Consider the following 10940-nt stretch of genomic DNA (forward strand, 5'->3'; position numbering starts at 1 on the left):
ATATCTTTTCTTAATTTTCCGTATATCTCTTTTCTGCGATATTTTGGTGCAAACACTATGTGATAATGACACCTGTATGTTGAGTGTGACAATGTTTTTATTTCATTGTTTCCGTTCTTTTTTATCATGCTTTTAACCTCCTGTATTTTAGTAACGCGGCTGCCAAACCGTTTCTATTATACTTGGAGGTTATTTTTTCGCCAATACCCTCGGCTTGCTTTTAGCTCGCCGTTCTTATTTTTACTAAAGCTTTCTGTTTCCCCCGGTAGAACCGGGGGTTATCAACCATTGCTGGACAATAAAAATTCCCGTACAATTTGTATTGTACGGGAATTTGATTTTAAAGATGATATACGATTTTGTCGGAATACTTGTTGAAAATGAAAATGCCGACTGCAAGTGACAGAATTGACATCACGGTTGCATAAAGTACCAACTTCCAGCTGAGGAGCTGTGTTGGCACGGTGTTGCCGTAAAGCACGCACTGTCTGAACAACTCAATCATTGAATACAGCGGATTGAGTTTGATGAAATACATAATTTTTCTGCCCTCAAATCTGTTCATTGAATAGAGGATAGGAACCATATACATCAAGAGCTTTGTGCAAACATCCCAAATATACTCAACATCTCTGAAATAAACATTCACAACCGAAAGGATAAGACCGACACCGGTTGAGAACATCAAAAGCAAAATCATCGGCAGGAACACAAGCACAATCTTCCAGCTGAGTGTAAGCCCTGCACCACCGCTTATGCCTGTCAACTTGAAGAAAATCCAAACACAAACATAGCAAAGTGTTGAAATTGCAAATGTAACAAATGTTGAAAGCGTTGATGACAGCGGATACATATACTTTGGTACATATACCTTTTTAATAATTGAAGCGTTACGCCTAAATGCTGTCAGCGATTGCTTGGTTGATGTTACGAAAAATTCATAAATCAATCTACCGGAGAACAAATATACCGGATAGCACACGATTCCGTCTTTTTTCCTTGCAAGGAGTGCACCGAAAATGACAGACAAAACTATCATATTAAGAAGCGGTTGCAAGAAGCTCCAGAATATACCGAGCCAAGAATTTCTATACTTGAGCTTTACATTTTTTCTTGTAAGCTCCATAAGCAAATCCTTGTATTTGTTAAACATACTAAGGGAATGCTTAAGTTCTTCTTTTTTCTCTTCAGTACCCATAGAATTGAACACCTCTGTTTTTTTGCCGTTAACCACGACTGTCTTAAATCTGTGCCATTATATCATATGCAATACTATTTTTCAACACATTTTATCAATAGGTTACAACTTCGTAACTTTTTAGACATACGCAAATGGCAGATACAGTCTATTATCTGAAAATATCAGCTATTTGCATAGCGGTTTTTCTTGCTCCCATATCACCATTTATGACAAAATCGGCAGCCGAAAGATACTTTTCCTTGCGTTCATCATAGAGTTTTTTTGCCTTTTCCCTGTCTTGAAAAAGAGGTCGGGTGGTGTTGTCGCCGATTCTTTCGCAAATCACATCAAACGACGCATCCAAGAAAACAATCTTTGAACCCTGCTTGACTGCCTCAACATTTCGCTCAAATGTCATTGCACCTCCGCCGGTTGAAACAACAACGCCTTTCATCTCCGGAATTTTTTTGCACACCTCATACTCAAGGTCACGAAAATAATCCTCGCCGTGAATAGCAAAAATCGCTTTTATCGCAACTCCCTGCTCTTTTTCTATAAGTTCATCGGTGTCAACAAATTTGACGCCCAAAATTTTTGCAAGCTCCTTGCCGACAACGGTTTTTCCACTGCCCATAAAGCCGCACAAAACAATATTATCCATTTTTCTCAAGCTCCTTTTGGGCAATTTTTATTACCTTTTCAATGTCGTCGTTTGAAAACTTGATTCCTGCCTCTTTGGCATATTTCAAAAGTACTGTTTCCTGCGGATTATAAATAACATCAAAAACTGCCTTTGCGCCTGCAACAACTTCTTTTGAAACAGGGCACGCATCAACATTGGGATACATTCCGACAGGAGTGCCGTTGATTATCAAATCATACTCGCCCTTTGCATCACTCAACATAATAACCTTGATGTCCTTGTTGAGCTTGTCCTTAATTTCCTTTTTTAGTTCATTGGCAGCGACAAAGCTTGACTCTCTGACCGCAACAGTCAAATCGGCACCTGCCAAAACGGATTCAAACGCAATCATTCGGGAAACTCCACCGCTTCCGCAAAGAAGCACCTTGCCTGCAAGTTCAATATCTGCCATCTGAAGTGCCGACAAAAAGCCCGCACAATCGGTGTTGTGACCGACAATTTTGTTCTCACGCACATCAACGGTGTTGACAGCACCAAAGAGTTCTGCCCTCGGGGACAGCTCGTCCAAATACTTAATGATGTTGATTTTGTGCGGAATTGTGACATTAAATCCACGCAATCCGCTGAGCGTTTCGGCAAAAACCTTTTCCAAATCCTCGGGTGAAGCCTCGACCATAAGATATGTGGCATCAATACCGCAAAGTTCAAAAAGCGACTTATGGATTAGCGGGCTGATAGAATGACCGAGAGGATAACCCGTAAGTCCATAGAGATACCTCCTCGTTTTCACCACTTTCATATTTTGTCCTCCAAACATTTTTAAGATATTGTTTATAAGAAAATTATTGACAAATCAATCAAAACTTACTAATATGATAATAACATATTACATTAAACATAACAACAAATTTTTAAGGAGCGTTGCTTTATGATTTTTGACGAAATAAAAGATATATTGGCAGAACAGCTTGATGTAAATCCTGACACAATCGAAATGTCATCAGACCTTTCAAGCGATCTCGGAGCCGACTCTCTTGACGCTATTGATATTGTTATGAGCATCGAGGATCAATACGGCATTGAAGTTCCTGACAGTGTGATTGAAAATATGAAAACCGTTGAGGACATTGTTAACTTCATTGAGGGTGCAACCACCGAAGACTAACCAAATGTTTATACAAAACATTAAATATATAACAGGCATATTCTGCCTGTTATTTTTTTGTCAATTTGCCCAAACAAATAATTATTTTTTAGTTAGTTTAAATGTTGACACTTGTCAAAATAAATAGTAGAATTATTATATATAATAAAATAATGTATATGCTATAAAAAGGGGTTTAATTATGGCAGAAGAAAAGTTTGTGATGGCACTTGACCAGGGTACTACCAGCTCTCGTGCTATTATTTTTAACAAAAAAGGCGAAATCGTCGCTAAAAATCAAAACGAATTTACACAGTTCTATCCGCAAAACGGTTGGGTTGAGCACGACCCTCACGAAATCCTTTTTTCTGTTGTAAGTTCCATGATCGGTGCATTGCGTGAGGGCACAGTTGACCCGAAGAAAATTGCAGGCATCGGCATCACCAACCAAAGAGAAACAACTATTCTTTGGGACAAGGAAACAGGTGCACCGCTTTACAACGCTATTGTTTGGCAGTGCAGAAGAACTGCTGATTATTGTGAGGAACTCAAATCACAGGGACTTTCAGATTACATCAAGAGCACTACCGGTCTTTTGATTGACGCATACTTCAGCGCAACAAAAATCAAATGGATTTTGGACAATGTTGAGGGCGCAAGAGAAAAGGCAGAGCGTGGCGAGGTGCTTTTCGGCACTATCGACACATGGCTCATCTGGAACTTGACAGACGGCAAGGCTCATGTTACCGACTATTCAAACGCATGCAGAACAATGTTGTTTGACATTGACAATCTTTGCTGGGATGAATACCTTTGCAAAAAGCTCGACATTCCAATGTGCATTTTGCCTGAAGTTAAGCCATCAAGCTGTATTTACGGCCATGTTGCGAAAATCACAGGCATTGAGGATCTTGAGGGCGTTCCGATTGCAGGTGCTATCGGTGACCAGCCGGGCGCATTGTTCGGTCAGGGTTGCTTCGAAGTAGGTCAAGCCAAAAACACCTACGGCACAGGTTGCTTCTTGCTTATGAACACAGGCGAAAAGAGAATCGAAAGCCGTTCAAACCTCCTCACAGGTATCGCTTGGGGACTTGACGGCAAAATCACATACGACCTTGAGGGTTCTGCATTCAACGCAGGCTCTGTTATCAAATGGCTTCGTGACGAACTTGAACTTATCAGCTCTGCCGCAGAATGTGATGAACTTGCAATGCAGGTTGAGGACAGCAACGGATTGTACCTCGTTCCTGCTTTCACAGGATTGGGTGCTCCGTATTGGGATATGTATGCAAGAGGCATTATGGTAGGTCTTACCCGTTCAATCAACAGAAAGCATGTTTGCCGTGCAGTGCTTGAAAGCATCACATACCAAATGACAGACTTGCTTGAGGCTATGATGAACGACAGCGACATCAGACTCAAGGATTTGCGTGTTGACGGCGGTGCAAGCGTATCAAACATTATGATGCAAATTCAGGCAGATATGACCGGTTGCAATGTTAACCGTCCAAAGAACAGAGAAGCAACTGCTCTCGGTGCTGCATATCTTGCAGGTCTTGCAACAGGCGTTTGGGAGAACACAGCCGAGATTGAAGCAAACCGTGAGGTTGACAAAATCTTTATCCCATCTATGCCGGAAGAAAAGCGCAACAAGCAATATTCCGACTGGAAGCGTGCTGTTGAACGCAGTAGAAATTGGGAAAGATAATTTAATTAGTTAAAATTTTGTCTTATGGCAAAATAATTTATATTCAAAAAAAAGGAGTTTTATTAATTATGGGAAAAGTTGTATGTCCGTGGAATTTAATCACCGACTTTGTGACTGACGCTTTTGTTGGTTACGGTGTTCCGAGAGAGGATGCAGAAATCTGCACCGATGTTCTTTTGGAATCAGATAAGAGAGGTATCGAAAGCCACGGCTGTAACAGATTTAAGCCTATTTATATCGACAGAATCGTTGCAGGTATCCAAAACCCTGTAACAAACTTTGAGATCATTAAAGAAACACCTTGCACAGCAGTTGTTGACGGTCATGACGGTATGGGTCAGGTTATCGGCTACAAGGCTATGCAGATGGCTATCGACAAGGCAAAGGAATTTGGTCTTGGTATGGTTGCAGTTCGTAATTCTTGCCACTACGGTATCGCAGGTTACTATGCAACACAGGCTACCGAGCAGGGATGCATCGGCTTTACAGGCACAAACGCAAGACCGTCAGTTGCACCTACATTCGGTGTTGAGGGTATGTTTGGTACAAACCCACTCACAATGGGTATTCCATCTGATGAAGAATTCGATTTTGTACTTGACTGTGCAACATCAATCACACAAAACGGCAAGATTGAATACTATGCAAGAATCGGCGAGCCTGTTCATCCGGGCACAATCATCGGTCTTGACGGCAATCCTGTTGAGGGCGACGCAGGCGAAGCACTCAAGAGAATTCGTCAGGGTACAGCAGCTCTTACAGCACTCGGCGGTATCGGCGAAAACCTCGGCGGTTACAAGGGCTATGGCTACGCTATGATTATTGAACTTCTCTCTGCTGTTCTTCAGGACGGTAACTACGGCAAGGCTCTTGACGGTAAAGATGAAAACGGCAACCTTGTTCCTTATCATCTCGGTCACTTCTTCCTTGCTATCGACACATCAAAGTTTATGGGTGAAGAAGCTGCAAGAAAGAAGACAGGCGAAATTCTCCGTGAAATCAGAGCATCAAAGAAAGCTCCGGGTCAGGACAGAATTTACACAGCAGGCGAGAAAGAATACCTTGTTTGGAAGGAAAGAGAAAACAGCGGTGTTCCTATCAATGAAGCTGTACAAAAAGAAATCAACGAAGTCAGAGATAAACTCGGTCTTTCTTACACATTCCCATGGGAAGACAACTATGTTCCTTACGAAAAGGAAGAAAAGATTACTTCTCACATTGAGAGAAAATAATCTCATAAAAACATTATAAAAATTAAGGGGCGGGATGCCCTCGGGCTTCTGTCCGAGTGCGACCTGCTCCTTTTTTGTTATTATTTTCACAATTTTTCACATAATAAAACTATTGCATAAAGCGAAAGGAATAATTTAAAATGAATATAAGAGAGGAATCACTCCAAAAGCACTACGAATGGAACGGAAAAATTGAAGTTGTTGCCAAAGCAAAGGTAAACGACAGCAAATCGCTTTCACTTGCATACACCCCGGGTGTTGCAGAACCTTGCCTTGAAATCCAAAAGGACTACAACAAAAGCTATGAACTCACAAGAAGAAACAATCTTGTAGCAGTTATCACAGACGGTTCGGCTGTTCTCGGTCTTGGCGACATCGGACCTGAAGCAGGTATGCCTGTTATGGAGGGCAAATGCGTACTCTTCAAGGAATTCGGCGATGTTGACGCATTTCCTCTTTGCGTAAGAACAAAGGATGTTGACGAGTTTGTTCAAACTGTTTACAACATTTCAGGCTCATTCGGCGGTATAAACCTTGAGGATATTTCTGCACCTCGTTGCTTCGAGATTGAAGAAAAGCTCAAGAAGATGTGCGACATTCCTATTTTCCACGATGACCAGCACGGCACAGCAGTTGTTGTTTCTGCCGCTCTCATCAACGCAACAAAGATTATCGGCAAAGATTTGGGCGAATGCAAGGCTGTTATCAACGGTTCAGGTGCTGCAGGCACAGCTATTGCTAAACTCCTTATGACTCTTGGTTTGAAAGATGTTATCCTTTGCGACAGAACAGGCGCTATCTATGAGGGAAGAGAAAACCTCAACGCATCAAAGGCTGAAATCGCAAAGGTTACAAACCGTGGAATGGTTAAGGGTGGACTCAAGGACGCTATCGTCGGAACAGATATTTTCATCGGTGTTTCTGCTCCGGGCGTTCTCACCGAAGAAATGATTAAGACAATGCACAAAGACCCTATTGTACTTGCAATGGCCAACCCTACACCTGAAATTATGCCGGACGAAGCAAAGGCTGCCGGTGCAAAAATCGTTGGCACAGGTCGTTCGGACTTCCCTAACCAAATCAACAATGTTGTTGCATTCCCGGGCATTTTCAGAGGTGCGCTTGATGTAAGAGCGTCTGCTATCACAGAGAATATGAAAATCGCAGCAGCTTACGCTATTGCTTCCCTTGTTGACGACGACAAGCTCAACGAGGACTACATTCTTCCATACGCATTTGATGAAAGAATCAAGGATACAGTTGCAAACGCAGTTGCCGAAGCAGCTCGCAAAGACGGCGTAGCAAGAATTTAATTTTCTCATAAACAAAAAACTCAAAGTGAAGGATTTATCCTCCGCTTTGAGTTTTTGTTTTATATTCTTTTACCAGCTTCCGCCTCCGCCTCCGCCGAAGCCTCCGCCTGAAAATCCGCCGCCACCGCTGAAGCCACCGCCTCCGCCATATGAACTGCCGTTATGTTCTGACGGTTTTGGAGTTACAATGGTGTCGCCCATTCGTGGCACACTGCTACGCATAAAGTTTGCCATCCAAATGTAGGTGTACGGGTTACTGCCGTAATACCAATGAGGTGGGTCCATAGCTATCTTTTCAAATTTTCTTATCCACTTTGACGACACGCCCAAAACATAAGCATACGGCAAAATGTCGTAAAAATAACTCGGGTTTTCCTCAACAAGTGCTTCAAGTCTTTCCTTTTCTGCTGTTTCCAAAAAAGTCTTAAAACTCTTGACCTTGCAAAGATTTTCGTATCCCTCGTCACTTCTTTTGCGTACAAAGGACGATAGCAAGAAGCTGACCAACGCAAGTACAAAACCTATATGCAAGGCTGTTGCATTTGGAATGAATGCTAATGTAAAAATATAGCACGACAACGCATACGAAGCGACAGAAAGCACCCAGCACAAAACACGAAGCAACAGCGACTTTGAATCAAATGCCTTTGCTTGATTTACTCTGACAACATACTTGTTTGCAATATTCTCGGCTGTGCCTGCCATACGATATTGCAAATCCTTAACATAAGTGCCTTTGAGCTTGCCGTTTTTGAACAACGAATCGAACAACTGCCTTTTATCCTCGTCATCGCCGTCATAATTGCGAAGCCTGTGGATATAGGCGTCATTGCTGTCCTCCGTTATTTCAATAAATCCCTCATTTGCAAGTTCAATGAGAATTGCAACAATTTCTTTTTTCTCAACTTTTCCGTTGTACCAATAAGAAACTTCAAGGCTGTTCATACCCTCCGGCGGATAAAATTCAACGGTTTCGATAACCTTTTTATCCTTGCCGAATTTCAACCAAATGATGAGTACAACAGCAAGAACAATTGCCGGAATGGCAATCATAAGTGCACCAAGCATTTTTTCGTGGGCATAATCAAAGGCGAAGTATCCCTCGTCAAGTTCTGTCCTGACGGTGAGTGCCTCGTGTTCTCTCAACGGTGCGGTTGTGTGGCCGGTAATCACATTTCCGTCAACCTTGTAATCAACAATATCCGTACCGACAAATCCGTAGTTGCCTGTTGAAAAACCGAGTTTTGAGCTGTCAAACTCCGTTGGCATAGTGATGGTAAAATTACACTTGTCAATTACAGTATCCCAACCGTCACCGATGATGTTGAAATAAAACTCATCAGCATCGGTCAAATTATCGGGTCCGACATAATAATCATACGAAATGGTGTAGGATTTTTCACCTATTATGGTTTCGTCCTCGTCACCTATTTGCATAACAAAATTGTCGTTTTGTATTGAATTACTCGTCTTGTCACTGCATTTGGCGTGCTTGATTTTCACCCTGACACTGCTTGAAGTTTCGTCTGCTCTGTACACACTGAAGTAAACAGGGATATAGCGATAAATACCGTGCCTGTACTGATTAAAAAAACAATCAATATTCTCTGTAATATGACAACTGTTATCCTCGTTTACGGTAATATTTACATCGTAATTCTTGATATAGTACGGATAAGTTGAATAATCTTCTGCGAGCACGGTCACGCTTGAGCCAAGAGAAAGTACAAGGCACAGCACAAACAGAAATACATATTTGACCTTTTTCATCAGAATTCAACCTTTACAGCCTCTCTTTGAGCAGAATCCTCTACTGCAAACATATCTCTCTTTTCAAAATGGAACACAGACGCAACGATGCTTGACGGGAACATCTCAACAGTATTGTTGTACTGCTTTACAACAGCGTTATAGAACTTTCTTGCATTCGAAATGTCCTCTTCTGTCTTTTTGAGTTGAGCGTTCAAATCCATAAAGTTTTGATTTGCCTTGAGTTCCGGATATTGCTCCGCAACAACATTGAGGCTCTTTATAGCTGTGTTAAGCTCCGCATTTGCCTCGAGTTTTTGCTGGGAGTTCATTGACGAATAGCCGTTGTTTCTTGCAGAAATAACCTTTTCAAGTGTTTCTGCCTCGTGCTTTGCATAGCCCTTGACCGATGCAACAATGTTTGGAATCAAATCCCATCTCTTTTTGAGATAAACATCCATTGTTGAAAATGCTTCCTCAACGCTGTTCTTTGATTTTACAAGTTTGTTGTAGGTTGCACCGATATATGCTCCGATAAGCACAACCAAAGCAACAACAACAATCAAAACAATAGTTCCTGTGCTCATAATAAATTACCTCCTGTTGTTTATAATTTTTTCTTTAATTTTAATATAGCACATTAATGAAAAATTAACAAGAAAAAAGGATACATTCATTTAAGAATATATCCTTTAAAATTATTTTCGTTTGATTGAAATTGCTCTTGCCGAATTTGCAACCGCAAGCAAGCACACTCCGATGTCGCCGAAAATTGCAAACCACATTGGAATGCTCTTTGCAAGCACAACATCAAGAATCAAAATGATAAGTTTTACGCCGATTGAAAAATAAATATTTTCCATTGCAATTGCGTGAATTTTCTTTGCGTTCTTCTTCACATCGTCAATTGCGCTGTCGGAATAATTAATCATCACCATATCAGCAAGGTTAACGGCATCTCCCGTGCAATCCTCTCCGACTGCAACAGCAATGTCGGCAGCCTCAATCATTGTCAAATCGTTATGTCCCTTGCCAAGATAAATGACCTTGTGACCGTTGTTTTGAAGCACTTTGATGTCATCAATGCTCTTGTCGTCATCATAAGTAATCACAGTGTCGCAAGCATTGATTTCGTCCATAGTTGAAGTATTTTTGACAAACACATTATCCTTTGAGCAAGCTCCGATTCCTGCGCTGTAGCAAAGCGGAATTGAAATTACAATAGCACACGGACAACCGACAACAAGTGCGGCAAAGCCTCTGTGCAACCATTCGTGCCACTCTGCCTTGAAGAAAAGCGGAGGAACAACAACAATGGCAATTGCAATTATGCAAATAGCCGGTGTGTATATCCTTGCAAATTTTGTAATCATTCGCTCGGTTCGGCTTTCCTCATTGTCATAATGGCGAGGCAATGTGTAGGTCTTGTGCTTTTGAGAAAGAATTAAGTCAATCGACTTTCTGCTTTTTGAAACCGCAAGCCCTTGGATAAACTCACCGATTGTAAACAAAAGAACAACCGCAACGCCCTCGGTGTATTCCTTTATTGCAAATGCACCGATGCTCGCAAAGCTCATAAGGAAATTTTCATCAAAAAATTTGCCGTGAATTACGCTGTCCGCCGCATCTCTGACAATGTCAAATCCCACCATAAGATAAGAAATGAGATAGCACAAAAGATAGGCATAGCTCGGAAGCTCGGTAAATTCGCTGATGATATACCCTGCTACAAAGAAAACCGCACTTATGATAATCTTTGTGAGTTTTTCTTTTTTATGCTCGTTAAAGTGATCCTCACCGCAACAACCACAGCCGTGATTGTCAGGAGTATGATTATCACAGCAATTTTCGTAATCGTGGTGGTGGGTATGATTATGTTCACTCATAAATTACACCTCTTTAAAATAGATTAATTATATCACAATAATTCTCTCATTACAACAAGCAAATCTCCTGCTTTTGTCAAGTAAA

10 protein-coding genes and 1 pseudogene are annotated in these 10940 nt (G+C 41.4%); 4 read left to right on the plus strand and 7 right to left on the minus strand.

Annotation, left to right across the window (positions count from 1 at the left end):
- The 4 genes and pseudogenes from B5D29_RS08915 to aroE form a co-directional block, all read right to left on the minus strand.
- A pseudogene (locus B5D29_RS08915) lies at nucleotides 1-128 on the minus strand (IS200/IS605 family transposase); the annotation flags it as partial.
- Nucleotides 129-340: 212 nt separating this feature from the next.
- On the minus strand, nucleotides 341-1198 hold the full coding sequence (locus B5D29_RS08105; protein WP_078769064.1) for an ABC transporter permease: 858 nt from the start codon (nucleotides 1196-1198) through the stop codon (nucleotides 341-343).
- 151 nt (nucleotides 1199-1349) lie between these two features.
- On the minus strand, nucleotides 1350-1841 hold the full coding sequence (locus B5D29_RS08110) for a shikimate kinase (protein ID WP_078769065.1): 492 nt from the start codon (nucleotides 1839-1841) through the stop codon (nucleotides 1350-1352).
- The gene (aroE, locus tag B5D29_RS08115) at nucleotides 1834-2622 is read right to left on the minus strand and encodes a shikimate dehydrogenase (RefSeq protein WP_159443448.1); all 789 of its coding nucleotides are present in this window, start codon (nucleotides 2620-2622) and stop codon (nucleotides 1834-1836) included. The genes B5D29_RS08110 and aroE overlap by 8 nt, the downstream gene beginning before the upstream one ends.
- 129 nt (nucleotides 2623-2751) lie before the next feature.
- On the opposite strand from aroE, the gene acpP reads away from it, so the two are divergent.
- From acpP to B5D29_RS08135, 4 genes are all read left to right on the plus strand, one after another.
- On the plus strand, nucleotides 2752-2988 hold the full coding sequence (gene acpP / locus B5D29_RS08120) for an acyl carrier protein (RefSeq protein ID WP_078769067.1): 237 nt from the start codon (nucleotides 2752-2754) through the stop codon (nucleotides 2986-2988).
- A 181-nt stretch (nucleotides 2989-3169) separates the two neighbouring features.
- The gene (gene glpK / locus B5D29_RS08125) at nucleotides 3170-4675 is read left to right on the plus strand and encodes a glycerol kinase GlpK (RefSeq protein WP_078769068.1); all 1506 of its coding nucleotides are present in this window, start codon (nucleotides 3170-3172) and stop codon (nucleotides 4673-4675) included.
- Between the two features lie 68 nt (nucleotides 4676-4743).
- Nucleotides 4744-5907, plus strand: a complete 1164-nt coding sequence (locus B5D29_RS08130; protein WP_078769069.1) for an Ldh family oxidoreductase — start codon at nucleotides 4744-4746, stop codon at nucleotides 5905-5907.
- 140 nt (nucleotides 5908-6047) lie between these two features.
- Nucleotides 6048-7220 (plus strand): NAD(P)-dependent malic enzyme, encoded by a 1173-nt coding sequence (locus B5D29_RS08135; protein ID WP_078769070.1) that lies wholly within the window; start codon nucleotides 6048-6050, stop codon nucleotides 7218-7220.
- Between the two features lie 69 nt (nucleotides 7221-7289).
- Here the strand turns inward: B5D29_RS08135 and B5D29_RS08140 are convergent, their stop codons facing one another.
- The 3 genes from B5D29_RS08140 to B5D29_RS08150 form a co-directional block, all read right to left on the minus strand.
- Nucleotides 7290-8990, minus strand: coding sequence for a DUF2207 domain-containing protein (locus B5D29_RS08140; protein WP_078769071.1), 1701 nt, complete (start codon nucleotides 8988-8990; stop codon nucleotides 7290-7292).
- Complete coding sequence (locus tag B5D29_RS08145) at nucleotides 8990-9556, minus strand: LemA family protein (RefSeq protein WP_200803084.1); 567 nt, start codon at nucleotides 9554-9556, stop codon at nucleotides 8990-8992. Before B5D29_RS08145 ends, B5D29_RS08140 begins: the two co-directional genes overlap by 1 nt.
- 111 nt (nucleotides 9557-9667) lie before the next feature.
- Nucleotides 9668-10855 carry an HAD family hydrolase gene (locus B5D29_RS08150; protein WP_078769072.1) on the minus strand — a complete coding sequence of 396 codons (1188 nt, stop codon included), beginning with the start codon at nucleotides 10853-10855 and terminating at the stop codon, nucleotides 9668-9670.
- Nucleotides 10856-10940: the final 85 nt, after the last annotated feature.

The organism is Eubacterium coprostanoligenes, assembly GCF_900167205.1.
In the GTDB taxonomy this organism is placed as follows: Bacteria; Bacillota; Clostridia; order Oscillospirales; family Acutalibacteraceae; genus Eubacterium_R; species Eubacterium_R coprostanoligenes.